This is a genomic window from Xanthomonas sp. WHRI 1810A, assembly GCF_040202885.1.
In the GTDB taxonomy this organism is placed as follows: Bacteria; Pseudomonadota; Gammaproteobacteria; order Pseudomonadales; family Pseudomonadaceae; genus Aquipseudomonas.
In genome coordinates, this window is the sequence record NZ_JBEGED010000016.1 from 1 (window position 1) to 17856 (window position 17856).

Genomic DNA, 17856 nt, shown 5'->3' on the forward strand with positions numbered 1-17856 from the left:
CGCAGACAAGTCAGCTCCCACGCCTTCGGCAGAAGCAGATCGCGGGACAAGCCACGCGCCTACGCCTGGCGGCAGAAGCAGATCGGCGTACGCCCTTGCTTCTTGAGCGTGGGGAACGATCGGTTTTTGGTGTCAGTCGGGCCTGCGATCCCCCCGAATCGAAAACCCCGCCATGTGCTCCAGCCCCTTGATCAGCGCCGAGTGGTCCCAATCACTGCCGCCCAGTGCCGCACAGGTGCTGAACACTTGCTGCGCGCTGGCGGTGTTGGGCAGGTTCAGGTGCAGGTCTTTGGCGCCCTGCAAGGCCAGGTTCAGGTCCTTCTGGTGCAGCGAGATGCGGAAGCCCGGGTCGAAGGTGCCTTTGATCATGCGTTCGCCGTGCACCTCCAGAATCTTCGAGGACGCAAACCCGCCCATCAGTGCTTCCCGCACCCGGGCCGGGTCCGCGCCGTTTTTCGCGGCGAACAACAGCGCTTCGGCCACTGCCTGGATGTTCAGCGCGACGATGATCTGGTTGGCGACCTTGGCCGTCTGCCCGTCGCCGTTGCCGCCCACCAGGGTGATGTTCTTGCCCATGCGCTGGAACAGGGGCAGGGCGCGGTCGAAGGTGCCTTGATTGCCGCCGACCATGATGCTCAATGTGGCGGCCCGGGCCCCGACTTCACCGCCGGACACCGGGGCATCGAGGTACTGGGCGCCGGTGGCGTTGATTTTTTCGGCGAACACTTTGGTGGCGGACGGCGAGATGGAACTCATGTCGATCACCACCTTACCCGCGCCCACGCCCTGGCTGACGCCGTTCTCGCCGAACAGCACCTCGTCCACCTGAGGGGTGTCGGGCAGCATGACGATGATGAATTCCGCTTCCTGCGCCACCTCCCTCGGCGAGCGCAGGATCGTCGCGCCGCCGTCCACCAGTGAGGCAGGTGGAGCCGAGAAGTGGCTGGACAGGAACAAACGGTGACCTGCGTTCTGCAGGTTCTGCGCCATGGGCAGACCCATGATGCCGGTGCCGATAAAGCCGATATTAGCCATGAGCGGTGTCCTCGTTTTATGAAGTTATCTTGAGCGATGCCCTGTAGGAGCGCGCTTGCCCGCGAAGGCGTTCGTTCTGTCACTGATGCATTCACTGACCCAACGTAATCGCGGGCAAGCGCGCTCCTACAGGGACGGTGGTGTTCCGGGATGATTGCCGCGTGCTCAAATCACGTTATGGGTCTTGAGCCACCCCAACCCCGCCTCGGTGGTGGTCAGGGGTTTGTATTCGCAGCCGATCCAGCCCTGATAGCCCAACCGGTCCAGGTGCCCGAACAGGAACGCGTAATTGATTTCCCCGGTGCCCGGTTCATGGCGGCCGGGGTTGTCGGCGAGCTGCACGTGACGGATCGCCGGCAGGTGTTGTTCCATCGTCCGCGCCAGGTCGCCTTCCATGATTTGCATGTGGTAGATGTCGTACTGCAGCGACAGGTTGCGGCTGCCCACCTGCTCGCGAATGGCCAGCGCCTGCTTCGTGGTGGTGAGGTAGAACCCGGGAATGTCCCGGGTGTTGATCATCTCCATCACCAGCTCAATGCCCTCGGCCTGCAATCGGTCGGCGGCGTATCGCAGGTTGTCGACCAAGGTGCTCTCCATCAGCGCCTCATCGACTCCCGACGGCCGAATCCCGGCCAGGCAGTTGATCTGCGTATTGCCCAGGACCTGGGCGTAGGCAATGGCCAGATCCACCCCGGCGCGAAATTCCTCGGTGCGATCCGGATGGCAGGCGATCCCGCGCTCGCCCTTTGTCCAGTCTCCCGCAGGCAGATTGAACAGCACCTGGGTCAGGCCGTTGACCTCAAGCTCTGCCTTGATCTGCGCGGAGCTGAAGTCGTATGGGAACAGATACTCGACACCACTGAAGCCGGCGTTGGCTGCCGCTTCGAAGCGTTGCAGAAACGGCAGCTCGGTAAACAGCATGGACAGGTTGGCGCATAAACGTGGCATGGGGTGCTCCTGGTTCGTGGCGGACGATCAGTTCATCAGGCTGACGGCGGTGGGGGCATCGGCGCGGGTGTCGGCCAGCGCCTCGAATTCATTGATCGCGTTGATTTCCGTGCCCATGGCGATGTTGGTCACCCGCTCGAGGATGATTTCCACCACCACCGGCACCCGGTGCTGCTGCATCAGGCGCGCGGCCTCGGCGAAGGCGGACTGCAAGTGCGCGGGGTCAGTCACCCGCAGCGCCTTGCAGCCCAGGCCTTCGGCTACCGCGACGTGGTCGACGCCGTAGCCTTCCAGCGCCGGGGAATTGATGTTGTCGAAGCCCAGCCGCACGCAGTAATCGACGTCGAACGTACGCTGCGCCTGGCGAATCAGCCCCAGGTACGCGTTGTTCACCACCACATGAATGTAGGGCAGCTTGAACTGCGCACCGACCGCCAGCTCCTCGATCATGAACTGGAAATCGTAGTCGCCGGACAGGGCCACGACCTGACGCTGCGGGTCGGCTTTCACCACCCCCAGCGCCGCTGGAATAGTCCAGCCCAGCGGCCCGGCCTGACCGCAATTGATCCAGTGCCGTGGTTTGTAGACGTGCAGAAATTGCGCCCCGGCGATCTGCGACAGACCGATGGTGCTGATGTAGCAGGTGTCCTTGCCGAAGAACCGGTTCATCTCCTCGTACACCCGCTGCGGCTTGAGCGGGATGTTGTCGAAATGGGTCTTGCGCTGCAGCGTGCGCTTGCGTTCCTGACAGCTGGCGAGCCAGGTGCGTCGGTCTTTGAGCGTGCCTGCGGTGTGCCACTCGCGGGCGACTTCCAGCAGCATGTCCAGCGCCGCCCCGGCATCGGAAACGATGCCCAGATCCGGCATCAGCACGCGGCCGATCTGAGTCGGCTCGATGTCGATGTGGATGAATTTGCGCCCCTCGCTGTACACCGAGACGGTCCCGGTGTGGCGGTTGGCCCAGCGGTTGCCGATGCCCAGCACCATGTCGGCTTCCAGCATCGTTGCGTTGCCGTAGCGGTGGGCGGTCTGCAGGCCGACCATGCCCGCCATCTGCGGGTGATCGTCCGGGATCGCGCCCCAGCCCATCAGGGTCGGAATCACCGGAATCCCGGTCAGTTCGGCGAATGCCACCAGCGCGTCCGAGGCATCGGCATTGATCACGCCGCCACCGGCGACAATCAGCGGACGCTCGGAGGCATTGAGCAGCGCCAGGGCTTTTTCGATCTGCTTGCGACTGGCCTGGGGCTTGACCACGGGCAGCGGTTCGTAGGCGTCGATGTCGAACTCGATCTCGGCCATTTGCACGTCGATGGGCAGATCGATCAACACCGGGCCGGGCCGACCGCTGCGCATCAGCTGGAAGGCTTTCTGGAACACGTACGGCACCTGGCCCGGCTCCATGACCGTGGTCGCCCATTTGGCCACCGGCGCGGCGATGCTGGCGATGTCCACGGCCTGGAAGTCTTCCTTGTGCATCCGCGCCCGGGGCGCTTGCCCGGTGATGCACAGGATCGGGATCGAGTCGGCGCAGGCCGAGTACAGGCCGGTGATCATGTCGGTGCCGGCCGGGCCCGAGGTGCCGATGCACACACCGATGTTGCCGGCCACGGCGCGGGTGTAGCCCTCGGCCATGTGTGAAGCGCCTTCCACGTGACGCGCCAGCACGTGATCGATGCCGCCCAGCTGCTTGAACGCGGCGTACAGCGGGTTGATGGCCGCGCCAGGAATCCCGAAGGCGGTTTCGACCCCTTCGCGGCGCATGACCAGGACGGCGGCTTCGATGGCTCTCATGAGGGTCATTTGCTAGTCTCCTGACTCAGTAGTTTTTGTATGTCGCCAGACTGAATCGAAAGCGATTTCGGGTGAATACCTATTTTTGTCCTTTCTCTCGGTATCAGGAGTATCGAATGGATCGCTACACAGAGCTGCGCAGCTACGTGCTGGTGGCCACCCGCGGCAGTTTCGCCGCGGCGGCCCTGGTGGAGGGCGTGACCCCGGTGATCATGGGCCGCCGTTTGAGCGCGCTGGAAGATCGTCTCGGGGTCAAGCTGATTCATCGCTCGACCCGTGGCCTGACCCTGACGGATCTGGGGGAGTCGTACCTGGAAAACGCCCGCACGGTGTTGCAGTCCTTCGAAGCGCTGGACGCCAGCATCAGCGAGAACGAAAGCAGCGTGCGCGGGCACCTGGTGATCTCGGCGCCGGCGGGGTTTGGCCGGCACCATGTGGCGCCCCATGCGCCGGAATTCCAGGCGCGCTTTCCGGAGCTGCAGCTGTCCTTCAACCTGACCGACAACGTGGTCGATCTGGTGCAGGAGGGCTACGACATGAGCATCCGCATCGGTGAAGTGCTGGACCCCAACTACGTGGCGATCAAGCTGTACGCCAACAAACGCGTGGTCTGCGGCGCACCGTCGTATTTCGCCGAGCGCGGTGTCCCGCTGACCCTGGAGGACCTGGCCGGCCACAACTGCCTGTCGTTCAACCTGCAAGGCGGACAGCACCGGGGCTGGACCTTTCAGCGGGACGGCAGGCAGGTGGCGATCAAGGTCGGCGGCAACCTGTACTGCAACGACGGGGAATTGCTGTTCGACTGGGCCAAACGTGGCCTTGGCCTGAGCTGGCGCTCGTGGTGGGAGATCCAGAGCGAAGTGCAGAGTGGCACGCTGGTGACCGTGCTGGACGATTTTGCGCTGCCCAGTTACGACATCCGGGCGGTGTACCCGCAGCAGCATTACCTGCCGGCGAAGGTGCGGTTTTTTATCGCGTTTTTGAAGGAGGTGTACAACCGACCCGGTTATTGGAGCGGTCGACAGGCCTTGTAGGAGCGCGCTTGCCCGCGAATTGCGGTGGGTCAGCCGTGATGTTCGTCACTGACACGCTGCCATTCGCGGGCAAGCGCGCTCCTACAGTTCGTGCGCCGACGCGATGTCGGGGATGACGTTCGCTCAGACGAACTCAACGGAGATCGGCGGCAACCCGCGGATCTCGCCCAGCGCCAGGCCCGGGCCCTGGGTGCGGTACATGCCGGTGTAGGAACCGGTGGTGATGACCAGGTCCGGGGTCACCGTCAGGCCCTGGGCGCTGTAGTGATTGACCAGCCACGGCAGCAACCGTCGCGGATCGCCCGCCGGGTTGGCGCCATCGCCCGGCACGATGTCTTCGTCGGCGTAGGTGAACGTCAGCGCCGGTTCAAGGAAGGGGAAATCGGGGTCGTAGTCGATGAACTCGCCCACCACCAGCGCCCCGTGGTTTTGCAGGTCAGCCAGGGCCAGCATCGGCTCGATCTTCGGCCAGGCTGCGAAACGGCTGGTCACCACTTCCACCGTGGCGCCCATCGAACCGATGCTGCTCAGCACTTCCTCGTCGGAATACGGCTGCGGACGAGGGGCGAATTCGCGGTTCAGGCGGAAGGCGATTTCCAGTTCCAGAATCGGCGACGGGTATTCGATGTATTCCAGCTGGCTGCGGCTGGCGAACAGGCCGTCATCGGGCAGCAGCGCGCCGAAAATCGGACCGGTGGGGGATTTGGAGCCGACTTTCCAGCCGCCGACGGTGGTGTCGCGCAGGCGCAGGATCTGCTGTTGCACGGCGTAGGCGCTGGCGGTGTCGGCGGGCACGTACTCGGGACGGACCTCAGTGATCTTCTGGCCCTGACGCATGGCCTCGACGATCAGTTCGGCGACGCTCGCTTCGTGAGAGGTTTGATTCACGGGGGACTTCCTTCAGGCAATTGAATGGAAAAGGCGGCAGCGCCAGGGCTCGGCGACCATTGGCCGGGCCACTGCGCTGGGGACCACTGTAACCATCATTTGATGATAGCGGGAGAGGGCGTTGCCGCCGCCGGGTTGCCCGACGCCCCTGATGGCTCGGCGACCAGGCTTTCAAACTTGTGCTCCGGCTTCATGCGCAGGGCCAGGACCACGCCCAGCGCCATCAACGCCATGCTCCCGGCGAACGGCAGGTCCCAGCTGCCGTAGCGGTCGATCAGGTAGCCGGACACCACCGGCGAGAGAATCGCGGCGGCCGCCGAACCCGTGCTCATCATGCCGCTGGCGGTGCCGCTGAACTCGGGCGCGATATCCATGGGGATGGCCCACATCGGGCCGATGGTCATTTCCGCAAAGAAGAACCCGCCCGCCAGGCAGACCATCGACAGGTACGCGTTATGGCCGAACATCACCGGCAGCAGGCACAGCAGGGTCAGGAACATGCAGATCGAGACCATCCAGGTCCGCGAGCGCTTCAGGCATTGGGTCTTGACCAGGAGGCGGTCGGTCACCAGGCCGCCCAGGGTGTCACCCACCACGCCGGCAAAGAACACCGCCGAGGCGAAGAGGGCGGACTTTTTCAGGTCCATGTTGTAGCTGTGCAGGAAGTATTGCGGCAGCCACGACAGAAACAGCCACAGGGTCCAGCCGTAGCAGAAATAGACGATGGTCACCGGCATCATGCGTTTGAACAGCGCTTTCCACGGCACCTTCGGCGCCTTGCCTTTGGGCGGCGGCAACAGCGCCAGTTCGGCCTGGGTGATGTGCGGGTGGTCCTTGGGGTGCTCGGTGAAGACAAATGCCCACAGCACGACCCACACCAGGCTGATGGCGCCACAGACGAAAAATGCGACGCGCCAGTTATAGGCGGCCATGATCGCGACCACGGCGGCCGGGGCCACGGCATTACCGATCCGTGCGGCGGAATGGGTGATGCCCTGGGCGAAGCCACGTTTTTCCTTGGGCACCCAGCGCGACATGGCGGCCGTGGCGGCGGGGAAGGTGGCGCCTTCCCCCAACCCCAGCAGCAGCCGCGCCGCCAGCAGGGAAAACAGCCCGCCGGCAAACCCGGTCAACACCGTGGCGACCCCCCACAACGCGCCGCAGACAATCAGCGTGCGCCGCGCGCCGAATCGGTCACTGATCCAGCCGCCAATGACCTGAAACACCAGGTAGGGGTAAGCGAAGGCGGAAAACACCAGGCCGATCTGCGTGTTCGACAGGCCGAACTCGGTGCCAAACCCGGACGCCGCCGTGCTGACATTGACGCGGTCCAGGTAGGTGATGAAATACATGGCGCACAGCATGATCAGCACCATGCTCGTAGGGCGCAGACGGAACCGTTTCATGACGCTATCTCCAGTTTCTTATTGTTCGCGCAAGGGCTGCGCGTGAGTCGGGATAGAGCGGTTATCTGTGGTGAAAAGAGGCGGTCCCTGTAGGAGCGAATTCATTCGCGAGGCGTCATGACGGGCACACCGCGTCAGCCGTTTCGCCAACAAGTTGGCTCCTACAGGGACGAGGTTGTCAGCGCTTGAGCGGCACCTGCTGCGATCCGATGAAGTCCATGGCCGCCGCGACGCCGCTGCCGTCGAGTTTCACGCCAGCCATCTGCAGGCCCATTTCGCAGCCGGCCAGGGTGGCCATCAGCGTCAGGTCGTTGCAGTCGCCCAGGTGACCGATGCGGAACATGCGGCCTTTCATCTTGCCCAGCCCCGTGCCCAGGGACATGTCGAAACGTTTGTAGATCACCTTGCGCACCTGATCGGCATCCACGCCTTCCGGGGTCATGACGCCGGTGAGCACCGGGCTGTAGACAGCGGGGTCGGCGCACTGGATCGGCAGGCCCCAGGCGGTGACCGCGCTGCGGCAGGCCTTGGCCAGGCGGTTGTGACGGGCGAACACGTTGTCCAGCCCTTCGCCGAGGATCATGTCCAGCGCCTCGGACAGGCCGTACAACAGGTTGGTGCTGGGGGTGTAGGGCCAGTAGCCGGTCTTGTTCATCTCGATGATCTCGCCCCACGCCCAGAAACTGCGGGGCAGGCGCGCCGATTTGCTCGCCTCGATGGCCTTGGGCGACACCGCGTTGAAGCTGATCCCCGGTGGCAGCATCAGGCCCTTCTGCGAGCCGGACACCGTGACGTCGACGCCCCATTCATCGTGGCGGTAATCGGCGGACGCCAGCCCGGAGATGGTGTCCACCAGCAACAGCGCCGGGTGGCCCGCCGCGTCGATGGCCTTGCGCACGGCGGCGATGTCGGAGGTCACCCCCGTGCTGGTTTCGTTGTGCACCACGCACACCGCTTTGATCGTGTGGGCGCTGTCGCTGCGCAGGCGCTCTTCGATTTTTGCGGCATCGACCCCGTAGCGCCAGCCTTCGATCCCCGGCAGGCCCAGGAACTCGGGCTGGATGCCCAGGCTTTCGGCCATTTTCTTCCACAGCGTGGCGAAGTGACCGGTCTCGAACATCAGCACCTTGTCGCCGGGGCTCAGCGTGTTGCACAACGCCGCTTCCCAGGCACCGGTGCCGGAGGCCGGGTAGATGACCACCGGCTGCGTGGTCTTGAAAATCTTCTGAATGTCGGCCAGCACCTTGAGCCCCAGTTCGGCGAACTCGGGGCCACGGTGGTCGATGGTGGGGTAACTCATGGCGCGCAGGATGCGATCCGGCACGGGGCTGGGGCCCGGAATCTGCAGGAAATGACGACCCGCCGGGTGGAAATCGAGCTTGATCATAGGACTGCCTCTTGTTTTTGTATTTTGAATGCAAAATACAGTAGCAGCCCTTGGGCCCTCGTCAACGTGAAATAAAAAACAGCTCGCACGCCTCATTTTTAACTGGCGAAGCGGTTTTTTTGACTTAGTATCCAGCGCATCTTCGTGAGGATTTTGTATGCAGGATTCCGATATTTTGATGCCCAGGGACGGCGTGAGGCAGCTGCCGAAGCTGACCCGGCAGCGCTTGCATGACACCGTGGTAGAGCACTTGCGCAGCTTCATCACCGAAGGCACGTTGGGCCCCGGCACCAAACTCAACGAGCGCGAATTGTGCGAAACACTGGGCATTTCCCGCACGCCGTTGCGCGAGGCGCTGAAGGTGCTGGCGTCCGAAGGGCTGATCGAAATCAATCCGAACAGAGGGGCCAGCGTCGCGCGAATGTCGGAAATGGAGGTGCGCGAGGCCTTCGAACTGATGAGCGGTCTGGAAGGGTTCGCCGGGGAACTGGCCTGTGAGCGCATCACCCTTGAGGAACTGGACGAGATCAAGGCGCTGCACTACGCCATGGTGGTCTGCAAGAACCAGAATGACTTGCCCGGTTACTACCAGCGCAACCGCGCGATCCACGACCTGATCAACCTGGCCGCGCGCAATTCGGTGCTGCGTCAGCACTGGCTGGCGCTCAATGGCCGGCTCCAGGCCCTGCGTTTCCGCTCCAATTACCAGGCGCCGAAGTGGGAACGGGCGGTACACGATCACGAAGACATGATTCAGGCCCTGGAAGCCCGGGACGGCAAGCGCCTGAACGCCATCATGCGGCGGCACTTGCTGGACAAGCGTGATGCGCTGATGTTGATGCTGGGGCAGGCGGACGAGCATCCGTCATCGGTGCGCCGCTGAGGGGCGTGCTGAAACTTTTTTCGGAGGCGATGGAATAACCCCCCGATGACGAGCGTCTGGCTTGTGTAACCGAGTGGACACCTGATGTGTCCCCCCACTCTCAAGCCGAGACCTCAACCGATGAAAACAGTTAACGCACGCTCCCTGTTCGCCGCCGTCGCCCTCGCATTCGCCGCGGTGGGCAGCGTCAATGCCGCGCCGGCCCCGGTCCACAACATCGTGCTGGTGCACGGCGCCTTCGTGAACGGCGCAGGCTGGAAGCCGGTCTACGACATCCTGGTCAAAGACGGTTATCACGTGTCCGTCGCCGCGCACCCGCTGACCTCGTTCGACAACGACGTGACCGCGGTCAAGCGCATCCTGGCGATGCAGGACGGCCCGACGATTCTGGTAGGCCACAGCTATGGCGGCGCCGTGATCTCCAACGCCGGTGAAGACGCCCACGTGGCGGGCCTGGTCTACATCGCCGCCCACGCGCTGGATGTCGGTGAGACCGAGGCGGCAAACGGCAAGCTGTTCCCAAACGCCACCAAGGCGATCAAGAAGACCGACGACGGTTTCCTCTATCTCGATCCGGCGTTCTACCCGGCGGACTTTGCGGCTGACCTGCCCAAGGCCCAGGCCGAGTTTGAAGCCAATGCCCAGGCGCTGACCGCCGCCTCCGTGTTCACCACGCCCGCCACGGTAGCGGCCTGGAAGACCAAGCCTAGCTGGTACGCCGTGGCCAAGTCTGATCGCATCATCAACCCCGACCTGGAACGCATGTACGCCAAACGCGCCAACAGCCACACCATCGAAATCGACGGCGCCAGCCACGCGGTCTACGAGTCCCACCCCAAGGAAGTGGCGGCGCTGATCGAACAAGCGGCCCAGCATGCGCTGGACAACAAATAAGGCTGATCGCCCTGGCATCCCTGTAGATCGTCCGCCCCCACGGGATGGTCATTCACTCCGCATCAGCGAGCAAATGCAAATCCCTGTAGGAGCGAATTTATTCGCGAAGCGATGAACCTGGCACGCCGCGTTGATCGCTTCGCCAACAAGTTGGCTCCTACAGAGGCGGCCTGTTCGCAGCCGCCACCAACCCCGCAACCGACCTGCCCATCGGCACGAAGCCCTCAATCCCTTCCACCCGCGTGAGCCACGCGCGCACGTTCGGGTAGGCGTCCAGCGACACGTTGCCCTCCGGCGCATGGGCGACGTAGGCGTAATGGGCGATGTCGGCCAGGGTCGCCGTTTCGCCCGCCAGCCACTCACGCCGATCCAGTTCCTGCTCCATGACCTTCAGAAACTGATGGCCGTGGGCGATCACTTCCTCCGGATCGTAAGGCGCGCCGAACACCGTCACCAGCCGCGCCCGGCACAACCCGTACGCCACGGGACCGGCCGCCGCCGACAGCCAGCGCTGCACGTGAGCCGCCCCCACCGCATCGTCCGGCAACCACAGCTCGCCGCCGTAGTGTTTGGCCAGGTACACGAGGATGGCGTTGGAATCGGCCAGCACCAGGCCGTTGTCGTCGATCACCGGCACCTGACCGAACGCATTGAGCTGCAGGAACGGCGCGCGCTTGTGCTCGCCGCCTGCCAGATCGACTTCGACGATGTCGTATTCCAGCCCCAGGACGCTCATCAACAGCTGAACCCGATGGCAATGACCGGACAGCGGTGCGCGATAGAATTTGATCGGCTGGCGATTCATGGTGAAAGCTCCGTGGCAGGTGGCAGGTGGCAGGTGGCAGACAGCTCAGATGGCAGACAAATGATGTGCGCCATTGTGTGGAGGGCGCCGGTTGCAGGGAAGCACCAGAACATTCAATCCACCGTTGCACCTTCTGCAACGCCGGGCGCCAGATCGGCGCGCAACTGCGTCACGCAGAAATCCACGAACGAGCGGACTTTCGACGAGCCCTTGCGCCCCTGGGCGTAGACCACGTGCACCGGCAAGGTCGGCAGCTCGAACGCTTCGAGCACGGCACACAGGCGCCCGGCCTGCAAGTGCGCGCGGATCTGGTACGACGGCACCTGCGTCAACCCCCAGCCGTCGAGGGTGGCGTGGATGGCGGCGGTGAACGAGGTCAGGGCCAGACGTGACGCGACGTTGATCGCCTGGTGCTGGCCGTCGATGCTGAACAGCCAGTCGCTGCTGCGCTCGGCCATCACCGCGCTGATGGTGTCGCGCTCGATCAGCTCGCGGGGGTGTTGCGGGGTGCCGTGGGCGGCCAGATAGGCGGGCGAGGCGCAGACCATGCGCCGCACGCTGCCGACCTGGATCGCGGTCAGCGAGGAATCCGGCAGCGGGCCGATGCGCACGGCCACGTCGATGCCTTCGTCCAGCACGTGGGCCACGCGGTCGGTGAGCAGGCCGCGAATCTCGACGTCCGGGTGCTGCGCCAGATAACGGGCCATCACCGGAGTGACGTGCAGGTCGCCGAACACCTGGGGCGCGGTCACCGTCAACAAGCCGCTGGGGCTGGCATGCAGGCCGGCGGCCGAGCTTTCGGCTTCTTTCAGATCGGCCAGCAGGCGCCGGCAATCGGCGGCAAAGCGCAGCCCGGATTCGGTCAGCCGCAGTTGCCGCGTGGTGCGCACCACCAGCAGCGTGTTGAGGCGCTGCTCCAGTTGCGCCACCGCCCGGGTCACCGTGGCGGTGGACACCACAAAATGCCGGGCCACCGCGGCAAAACTCGCCTGCTCGGCCACGGCCACAAAGATGGTCATTTCCTGAATACGGTCCACAGCGCGCCCGGTGTTTGAAGAAGAGGGGGAGAGTCTGCGTTAAATGCAGAGCGTGGAGAAGCGCGCGGACACAAAACCGTCCGACCGAAACCTGCGAGGCCTCCGTAGGAGCCAACTCGTTGGCGAAGCGGCCGGCGCGGTGGGTCAGGTACAAAGCTTCGCGAACCAGTTCGCGCCTACAGAGACCGCAGGGTCTACACATTCCCGGCAGGAATCCACCTCATAAACAACATGAATTTTCTTTATGCCCGCGCACCCTCTAACGTGAGCGCTTTATCACTGATGGACTTCAGATGAGCGCCGCCCCGGATCAAGGCATTGCCGAACTGCACTGGAAACGCAACCTGGTGGTGTGCGTGTTCGGTGCGTTCACCACCATCGTCGCGATGACGCTGTTGCTGCCGTTTCTGCCGTTGTATGTCGAGCACCTGGGGGTCACCGATCAAGCGGCCATCGTACAGTGGTCAGGGGTGGCGTTCGGCGCGACGTTTCTGTCGGCGGCACTGACCGCGCCGTTGTGGGGGCGACTCGGTGACCGCTACGGGCGCAAGCTGATGCTGATCCGCGCCAGCCTGGGCATGGCGGTGGCGATGTCGCTGATCGGGCTGGCGGAGAATATCTGGCAACTGGTCGGCCTGCGCTTGCTGGCCGGATTGCTCGGCGGCTATGCCTCGGGCGCTACCATCCTGGTGGCGACACAAACCCCTCGCGACCGTTCCGGCTGGGCCTTGGGCATGCTGTCGTCGGGGATCATGGCGGGCAATCTGGCCGGGCCCTTGATCGGCGGGTTCCTGCCGCCGCTGATCGGCATCCGCAATACCTTCTTCCTGGCCGGCGGGGTGATCTTCATCACCTTCCTGGCCACCCTGTTCCTGATGAAGGAAGCGCCCCGGCCCAAACGCGCTACGGGCGAGCAGCGGCCCCCGGCGATTCGTCCGTGGCAGGTGATCCACGACAAAGTGCCGGTCATCACCATGCTGGTGGTGGCGTGCCTGGTGATGTTTTCGATCATGTCCATCGAGCCGATCATCACCGTTTACCTGACCCAGCTGCACACCGAAAACGTCACCCTGATGGCCGGGCTGGTGATGTCGGCCACGGCGCTGGCCAGCGTGCTGTCGGCCTCGCGCATCGGCAAGCTGGCCGACCGGGTCGGGCACTGGAAAGTGGTGATGGTCTGCCTGGCAGCGGCCGCACTCACCTTGATCCCCCAGGCGTTGGTCAGCAACGCCTGGCAACTGGTGGCGCTGCGGTTTGTGATGGGCATTGCATTGGGCGGCCTGCTACCGTGCATCGCCGCCATCATCCGGCACGCCGTGCCCGACAGCGTGGCCGGACGGATGCTGGGTTATTCCACGTCCTGCCAGTACGTGGGCCAGGTGCTGGGGCCGTTGACCGGCGGTTACCTGGGGGGGCATTACGGGATGCCGGTGGTGTTTATTGTCACCTGCGTGCTGATGGCCGGTTGCGCCGTCCTCATGCTGATGCTGCGACCCGCCTTACGGGGCGGCACTGTCCACACGCCTTGACCGGAATGATTCATTCATTTGACAAAACAATGACATGCCAGGCCCGATAATCCGCTGCGCAACGGACATCGGCGTGACCCACCGCAGCCCCCGAACCCGTTCGGCGCACGGTCAAGACTGGCATTTGCACGGAACTCCATGGACATCAAACACAGCTTGAAGCAACGCATCGTGATCGTGTTTGCGCTCATGAGCGCCGTGGTCGCGGGCGTGTTCGCCATCGGCATCATTGCCACCGTACACGTGGTGGAGAAACGCCTGACAACCATCAGCCTGAGCGGCAATCTGCACCGCCTGCTGATGATGGAAGACACCAGCGACTGGCGTCATCGGCCGGACAAGGACGAGCTGTTTTACGCCCAGGACGGCAGGGATGACCTGGCGCTGACCGACGACCTCAAGGGCTTGATGCCGGGTTTTCAGGAGTTCCGGCGCGGGACCAAGGCCTTCTATGCGTTCGTCCAGATCATCGATGACCGGCGTTACGTCCTGCTGCGCGACCAGCGCAGTTTCGCCAAGCGCGAACGGATTCTGCTGGGCGTCGTGCTGATCGGCTTTATCTTGAGCGTGCTGCTGGCCGTGCTGCTGGGGCGCCTGCTGGCTTCTCGGGTCATGGCGCCGGTGTCGCGGCTGGCCGGGCAGGTGCGGCACCGGGATCAATTGCTGGAGTGGGCGCCGACCCTGGCCGACGACTACGCCAAGGACGAAGTCGGGGCGCTGGCGATGTCCTTCGACGAAACCCTGGGCCGGCTGCGCGGCACGCTGGGGCGCGAGAAGCTGTTCACCAGCGACGTCAGCCATGAGCTGCGCACGCCGTTGATGGTGCTGGCCTCGTCGTGTGAGCTGTTGCTGGAACACCCCACGCTGGATGAGCGCTCCCGGGCGCAGGTGCGGCGCATCAACACTGCCACGTTGGGCATGAAGCAGCTGATCGAAACCTTCCTGCTGCTGGCGCGCACCGAAGGCCGCCATTCACAGGGCGGCAAGCAGTCCACCGTGACCCAGGTCGCGCAAGAACTGAGCGAACTGTGGCAAGGGCCGATTGCGGAAAAAGGCCTGACCTTTGATTACCGGCCACAGCATGAGAGCAGCACTTTGTACAACGGCACCTTGCTGCGCTCGGTGATGGGCAATCTGCTGCGCAACGCCTGGCATTACACCGATCAGGGCTTCATCCGGCTGACGTTGACGGCCACCGGTTTCACCGTGGAAGACAGCGGCATTGGCATCCCGGAGGACCAGCGCGAGGCCATGTTTCAGCCCTTCGTCAGGGGCGACGAGCAGCGCGGGCAGGGGTTGGGGCTGGGCTTGTCGCTGGTGCAGCGCATCTGCGCCAATCAGCAATGGACGGTGACGTTGAGCGGGCGGGAATCGGGGGGATGTTGTTTTGAGGTCACGCTGCACAAAGCGTCCGGGCCGGTTTGAGGCCGGCCCGAACAACGTGAATCAGCCCGCCACGTAAGCCGGGTAATCCACGTAACCCTTGGCGTCGCCACCGTAATAGGTATCACGGTCCGGAACCGTCAGCGGCCAGCCGTTTTTCAAACGCGCCACCAGGTCCGGGTTGCCGATGAAGGGCTGTCCGAAGGCGGCCAGGTCGATCAGGCCCGCGTCGATCAGGTCCTGAGCACGTTCCAGGGTCATGTCGCCGGCCAGGATCAGCGCCGTCTCACCCAATTGCGTCTTGCAGTGCTTGAGCAGCTTGCGCAGCGCTTCTTCCTGGGCGGCAGAACTTTCACCGGCCATGAAGAAATGCGTCTGGTCCATGACGTGGACGTAGGCGATCTTGCGCTCGCTCATGCCCTGGCAGAGGGCCGAATAGGTGTCGTCGATTTCCGGGTAGAGCGGCATGTCGAACAGCTGGCCGTAGGGCGAGATGCGGATGCCGACCCGATCGGCACCGATCCGCGCACACACCGCGTCCACCACTTCAAACACGAAGCGCAGGCGGTCGTCGAGGTTCTGCGCGCCGTAGCGGTCGGTGCGGTCATTGACCTGCGGATTGAGGAACTGCTCCAGCAGGTAGCCGTTGGCGCCGTGGATTTCCACGCCTTCAAAACCGGCTTCGATGGCGTTAGCGGCGGCCTGGGCGAAGTCCTGAACCACACGACCGACTTCTTCGGTGGTCAGTGGACGTGGCGTGGAGGTCGGGACGAAGCCCGGTTCGCCGTCTTCGGTGTAAGCGAACGCCACCGCGCCTTCAGCTGGCTTGTGGGTGGAACTGACCGGCGCCTTGCCGTCGATCTGCAGCGAGGTGTGGGACACACGGCCCACGTGCCACAGCTGGGCGAACATCTTGCCGCCGACGCTGCGTACTGAATCGGTCACCAGCTTCCAGCCGGCAATCTGTTCCGGGCTGAAAATGCCGGGATTGAACAGGTATCCCTGGCCCTCGCGGGAAATCGGCGTGCCTTCGGAAACGATCAGGCCGGCCGTGCCGCGCTGGGTGTAATGCAGGGCAATTTGCTCGGTGGCGACGTCTTCCGGGGCGCGGGAGCGGGTCATCGGCGCCATGACGATGCGGTTGCTCAGTGCGATGTTGCCCAGGTTGTACTGCTCGAAAAGATTGATCATGAAAAATGGGGCTCCGTCGGGTGTCTGCGTCGGGCTGAGGTGAGGGTATTTAAACCCCGGCTTGAACCCCCTTCGCTGAACACGGCCGATCATGGTGAAAGAGGCCATCAGGGTAGGGTGTTGCTCAAACAGCCACAATGGAACGTGCCAGCAAAATACTATTGCGTTTATCGCAATGGCCGCGCGAACATGGCGCCGCCTGTTGCTTGCTGAGCCTTCCGAGAGATCCTTCACATGCACCTCAAAGCCCACCGCTTTTTCGCGATGGTGGCGGTCACGGGCAGCTTCTCTGCCACGGCGCGCCACTTTCAGGTCCCGGCGTCGTCGGTGTCGCGCTTCATTGCCGCGCTGGAGCGGGAAATCGGCCAGCAATTGCTGTACCGCAACACCCGGGCGGTGAAGCTGACGGACGCCGGCGAGCGGTATTACGTGCAGATTCGCGAGATCCTGGAGTTGCTGGACGCTGCCAACGAAGACGTGGCCGGCAAGACCGGGGGCATTCGCGGGCTGGTACGGATCAATGCGCCGGTGGCGTTGGGGCACCTGCACATTGTCAAGCTGCTGGACGGGCTGTACGCGCAGTACCCGGAGCTGACCGTCGAGCTGACAGTGACCGATGCCTTTATCGACCCGGTGCAAGAGGGCATCGACATCACGTTTCGGGTCGGGCGTCTGGAGGACTCCGGGCTGATCGGCCGCAAAATCTGCGATCAGCATTACGTGCTGGCGGCCAGCGCTGACTATCTGGCCACCCACGGCGTGCCGCATTCGCCCCAGGACCTGCGCCACCACGCCTGCCTGGTCTACCGCGGGGCCGCCGGGGCGCAGCGCTGGTATTTCGGTCGTCCGGACGGGGACATGACCGAGATCATCGACGTCCAAGGCCCGCTGCGCAGCAACAACGGCGAAGTGCTGTTGCAGGCGTCGCTGGCGGGCAGGGGCATCGTGTTTTTCCCGTCCTGGCTGTTCAGCAAAGAAAGCTTCCAGCGGGGTGACATGGTCCGTCTGCTGCCCGACTGGGTCGGCGCGGTGGAGCCGTCGCCCAGCCAGATCCACCTCATCTCCCCCGAAAACCGCCTGCGCTCGCAGAAAGTCCGGGTGGTCTGGGACTACTTCCTGAACGCCATCGGCACGCCACCGTACTGGGAAGACCTGGGGGGCTGAGGCAGATCCACATCCTGTAGGAGCGCGCTTGCCCGCGATTGCGTCGGTTCAGGCGCTGGAGATATGGCGGATGTACCGACCTCTTCGCGGGCAAGCGCGCTCCTACGCCCTCCGGACAGAAGCAGTTCGGTGTGCGGCTGGCTTTTGATGCTGGCCGAAGCGGACCGTGGCGGCGTTTGATCCTGGCCGAAGTGGCCCGTGGCGGCGTTTGATTCTGGCCGGAGGCCGTGGGAGCGTGGCTTGTCCCGCGATTGGCGGCGCAGCCGTCATGAAACCAGACGCCCGAGGTGTATCAGACATACCGAGTTTGCATGGTTTGCTGCCGCTTCGCGCCAGATCGCAGGCAAGCCAGCTCCCACGCCTTCGGCAGAAGCAGTTCGGTGTGCGCCGGTCGTTTGATGCAGGCCGATGCGGTCCGTGGCGGCGTTTGATTCTGGCCGAAGCGGACCGTCGGCTTTTGATTCTGGCCGGAGGCCGT

At 63.9% G+C, this 17856-nt stretch carries 16 protein-coding genes; 6 read left to right on the plus strand and 10 right to left on the minus strand.

Annotated elements, in window-relative coordinates:
• Window positions 1-132: 132 nt before the first annotated feature.
• The 3 genes from ABQX22_RS20975 to gcl all read right to left on the minus strand — a co-directional run bounded on the left by ABQX22_RS20975 (window position 133) and on the right by gcl (window position 3786).
• Window positions 133-1035: a 2-hydroxy-3-oxopropionate reductase gene (locus ABQX22_RS20975; RefSeq protein WP_349801778.1), complete on the minus strand. Its 903-nt coding sequence runs from the start codon at window positions 1033-1035 to the stop codon at window positions 133-135.
• 165 nt (window positions 1036-1200) lie between these two features.
• Window positions 1201-1983: a hydroxypyruvate isomerase gene (gene hyi, locus ABQX22_RS20980; RefSeq protein WP_349801779.1), complete on the minus strand. Its 783-nt coding sequence runs from the start codon at window positions 1981-1983 to the stop codon at window positions 1201-1203.
• Between the two features lie 27 nt (window positions 1984-2010).
• Window positions 2011-3786, minus strand: a complete 1776-nt coding sequence (gcl, locus tag ABQX22_RS20985) for a glyoxylate carboligase (RefSeq protein WP_349801780.1) — start codon at window positions 3784-3786, stop codon at window positions 2011-2013.
• Between the two features lie 107 nt (window positions 3787-3893).
• On the opposite strand from gcl, the gene ABQX22_RS20990 reads away from it, so the two are divergent.
• Window positions 3894-4811, plus strand: a complete 918-nt coding sequence (locus ABQX22_RS20990; RefSeq protein ID WP_349801781.1) for a LysR family transcriptional regulator — start codon at window positions 3894-3896, stop codon at window positions 4809-4811.
• Between the two features lie 123 nt (window positions 4812-4934).
• Here ABQX22_RS20990 and ABQX22_RS20995 read toward each other — a convergent pair whose 3' ends face one another.
• The 3 genes from ABQX22_RS20995 to ABQX22_RS21005 form a co-directional block, all read right to left on the minus strand.
• Entirely contained in the window at window positions 4935-5699 is a 765-nt protein-coding gene (locus ABQX22_RS20995; protein WP_349801782.1) for a 2-keto-4-pentenoate hydratase, read from the minus strand.
• Window positions 5700-5794: 95 nt separating this feature from the next.
• Window positions 5795-7105: an MFS transporter gene (locus ABQX22_RS21000; RefSeq protein WP_349801783.1), complete on the minus strand. Its 1311-nt coding sequence runs from the start codon at window positions 7103-7105 to the stop codon at window positions 5795-5797.
• A gap of 178 nt (window positions 7106-7283) precedes the next feature.
• Window positions 7284-8492 (minus strand): pyridoxal-phosphate-dependent aminotransferase family protein, encoded by a 1209-nt coding sequence (locus ABQX22_RS21005; RefSeq protein ID WP_349801784.1) that lies wholly within the window; start codon window positions 8490-8492, stop codon window positions 7284-7286.
• A 157-nt stretch (window positions 8493-8649) separates the two neighbouring features.
• On the opposite strand from ABQX22_RS21005, the gene ABQX22_RS21010 reads away from it, so the two are divergent.
• The gene (locus ABQX22_RS21010) at window positions 8650-9375 is read left to right on the plus strand and encodes a GntR family transcriptional regulator (RefSeq protein WP_349801785.1); all 726 of its coding nucleotides are present in this window, start codon (window positions 8650-8652) and stop codon (window positions 9373-9375) included.
• A gap of 120 nt (window positions 9376-9495) precedes the next feature.
• Entirely contained in the window at window positions 9496-10269 is a 774-nt protein-coding gene (locus ABQX22_RS21015) for an alpha/beta hydrolase (protein ID WP_349801786.1), read from the plus strand.
• A gap of 157 nt (window positions 10270-10426) precedes the next feature.
• On the opposite strand, the gene ABQX22_RS21020 is transcribed toward ABQX22_RS21015, so the two are convergent.
• On the minus strand, window positions 10427-11074 hold the full coding sequence (locus tag ABQX22_RS21020) for a glutathione S-transferase family protein (RefSeq protein WP_349801787.1): 648 nt from the start codon (window positions 11072-11074) through the stop codon (window positions 10427-10429).
• 113 nt (window positions 11075-11187) lie between these two features.
• Window positions 11188-12093: a LysR substrate-binding domain-containing protein gene (locus ABQX22_RS21025; RefSeq protein WP_349801899.1), complete on the minus strand. Its 906-nt coding sequence runs from the start codon at window positions 12091-12093 to the stop codon at window positions 11188-11190.
• Window positions 12094-12404: 311 nt separating this feature from the next.
• On the opposite strand from ABQX22_RS21025, the gene ABQX22_RS21030 reads away from it, so the two are divergent.
• Both ABQX22_RS21030 and ABQX22_RS21035 read left to right on the plus strand, forming a co-directional pair.
• Complete coding sequence (locus tag ABQX22_RS21030) at window positions 12405-13640, plus strand: MFS transporter (RefSeq protein ID WP_349801788.1); 1236 nt, start codon at window positions 12405-12407, stop codon at window positions 13638-13640.
• A 138-nt stretch (window positions 13641-13778) separates the two neighbouring features.
• A complete protein-coding gene (locus ABQX22_RS21035) occupies window positions 13779-15065 on the plus strand; it encodes a sensor histidine kinase (protein WP_349801789.1) in 1287 nt (428 codons plus the stop codon).
• 21 nt (window positions 15066-15086) lie between these two features.
• On the opposite strand, the gene ABQX22_RS21040 is transcribed toward ABQX22_RS21035, so the two are convergent.
• Complete coding sequence (locus ABQX22_RS21040; RefSeq protein ID WP_349801790.1) at window positions 15087-16214, minus strand: alkene reductase; 1128 nt, start codon at window positions 16212-16214, stop codon at window positions 15087-15089.
• 234 nt (window positions 16215-16448) lie between these two features.
• Between ABQX22_RS21040 and ABQX22_RS21045 the strand changes: the two genes are divergently transcribed.
• Entirely contained in the window at window positions 16449-17378 is a 930-nt protein-coding gene (locus ABQX22_RS21045) for a LysR family transcriptional regulator (RefSeq protein ID WP_349801791.1), read from the plus strand.
• 292 nt (window positions 17379-17670) lie between these two features.
• On the opposite strand, the gene ABQX22_RS21050 is transcribed toward ABQX22_RS21045, so the two are convergent.
• Window positions 17671-17856, minus strand: a 186-nt coding sequence (locus ABQX22_RS21050) for a hypothetical protein (protein WP_349801792.1), incomplete at its 5' end; no start/stop codon positions are given.

Excerpts from the sequence above, each read along its gene's own strand:
- ABQX22_RS20975 (WP_349801778.1), bottom strand. The coding sequence starts at position 1,035 with ATGGCTAATATCGGCTTTATCGGCACCGGCATCATGGGTCTGCCCATG.
- hyi (WP_349801779.1), bottom strand. The coding sequence starts at position 1,983 with ATGCCACGTTTATGCGCCAACCTGTCCATGCTGTTTACCGAGCTGCCG.
- gcl (WP_349801780.1), bottom strand. The coding sequence starts at position 3,786 with ATGACCCTCATGAGAGCCATCGAAGCCGCCGTCCTGGTCATGCGCCGC.
- ABQX22_RS20990 (WP_349801781.1), top strand. The coding sequence starts at position 3,894 with ATGGATCGCTACACAGAGCTGCGCAGCTACGTGCTGGTGGCCACCCGC.
- ABQX22_RS21000 (WP_349801783.1), bottom strand. The coding sequence starts at position 7,105 with ATGAAACGGTTCCGTCTGCGCCCTACGAGCATGGTGCTGATCATGCTG.
- ABQX22_RS21005 (WP_349801784.1), bottom strand. The coding sequence starts at position 8,492 with ATGATCAAGCTCGATTTCCACCCGGCGGGTCGTCATTTCCTGCAGATT.
- ABQX22_RS21010 (WP_349801785.1), top strand. The coding sequence starts at position 8,650 with ATGCAGGATTCCGATATTTTGATGCCCAGGGACGGCGTGAGGCAGCTG.
- ABQX22_RS21015 (WP_349801786.1), top strand. The coding sequence starts at position 9,496 with ATGAAAACAGTTAACGCACGCTCCCTGTTCGCCGCCGTCGCCCTCGCA.
- ABQX22_RS21020 (WP_349801787.1), bottom strand. The coding sequence starts at position 11,074 with ATGAATCGCCAGCCGATCAAATTCTATCGCGCACCGCTGTCCGGTCAT.
- ABQX22_RS21025 (WP_349801899.1), bottom strand. The coding sequence starts at position 12,093 with ATGACCATCTTTGTGGCCGTGGCCGAGCAGGCGAGTTTTGCCGCGGTG.
- ABQX22_RS21030 (WP_349801788.1), top strand. The coding sequence starts at position 12,405 with ATGAGCGCCGCCCCGGATCAAGGCATTGCCGAACTGCACTGGAAACGC.
- ABQX22_RS21035 (WP_349801789.1), top strand. The coding sequence starts at position 13,779 with ATGGACATCAAACACAGCTTGAAGCAACGCATCGTGATCGTGTTTGCG.
- ABQX22_RS21040 (WP_349801790.1), bottom strand. The coding sequence starts at position 16,214 with ATGATCAATCTTTTCGAGCAGTACAACCTGGGCAACATCGCACTGAGC.
- ABQX22_RS21045 (WP_349801791.1), top strand. The coding sequence starts at position 16,449 with ATGCACCTCAAAGCCCACCGCTTTTTCGCGATGGTGGCGGTCACGGGC.